The following is a 929-nucleotide window of genomic DNA, read 5'->3' as shown; positions in this document are numbered from 1 at the left end:
CCCCAACCTTCTCGGTCAACTTCCGGTACATGGCCTCGACCTGGTCGGAGTTCATCGTCTTGCTCTTGTAATGCGGTGAGAACCGGTTGACGTTGAACAACTGATCGTCATCGGCGAATCCGGCTTTCTCGGCTTCCTGCAGGAGCCGCGATAGGTGAGGCACAAGCCCCTCCGTTATTGGCACTACGAACTCTTTATGAGTTTTCTCTGTCTCGCCGCGGATGAGGATCAGTTGATTTTCCCAGTCGATGTCGCGCTTGCGGATGCACAACAGCGCATTCAACCGGATGCCGGTGAAGTAGAAGACCTCAAACGTGCAAAGCCAGAACCAGGCGGGAGTGATGCGTGCACGATCGCCGGTGCAGCGCTCGGCGCCGACTTGCATGCTGAGCCAACTGCGAGCGCGCAGGATGGCTTCGGCGGCGACAGTTTTGCTTGCTCGCCTGGGGGGAATCACGGTGGTCTTTCGGAATGGGTTGACCTGGGAGTGCGTCACCAGCTCGTGCTCGATGGCGTAGCCCCAGATCGTGCGCAGGTGGTTCGAGTACGTGTTCCAGCTCCGCTTCGACAGGCCTTGTTCCAGTACCTTGCGCCGCCATCCCAGGACGGCCCTGTGATCCACGTCCTGTACGGTTGCCGTGGGGCCGAAGTGCTTGAGTAGCGCTTTGGTTGCGGCGCGGTAGATCTTCGCGCTGGCTTCTCGGAGATCGTGCGCGAAGATGTACTCCTCGGTGAGCTGCTGCGGCGTCATTCGACATCCCCTTCGGCATCGGTGATGACCGTGAGGCTTGGGTTGTCCAGAGGCTGTACAGGGAACAGCAGTTTGGGATCCTGAAGCAGGTAAGCCTTGAGCTCTTTTGTCTTGCGAGGACCTGAAACCTTGATGGTCCAGATGTTCAGGTTCTTACTGGTCTTTCGGTGAAGACCCT

The 929-nt window shown here is 58.3% G+C and carries 2 protein-coding genes; both read right to left on the bottom strand.

Annotated elements, in window-relative coordinates:
• Window positions 1-751 (bottom strand): site-specific integrase (gene xerC, locus HMPREF2581_RS04735; protein WP_139181888.1); only part of this gene is annotated, 751 nt, incomplete at its 3' end.
• Window positions 748-929 (bottom strand): conjugal transfer nickase/helicase domain-containing protein (locus tag HMPREF2581_RS04730; protein ID WP_168173291.1); only part of this gene is annotated, 182 nt, incomplete at its 5' end. The genes xerC and HMPREF2581_RS04730, both read right to left, overlap by 4 nt.

The organism is Pseudomonas sp. HMSC057H01, from assembly GCF_001836405.1.
Classification (GTDB): domain Bacteria; phylum Pseudomonadota; class Gammaproteobacteria; order Pseudomonadales; family Pseudomonadaceae; genus Pseudomonas; species Pseudomonas aeruginosa.
The sequence above is the reverse complement of the archived record's forward strand: the minus strand, read 5'-3'. Positions and strand labels throughout refer to the sequence as shown.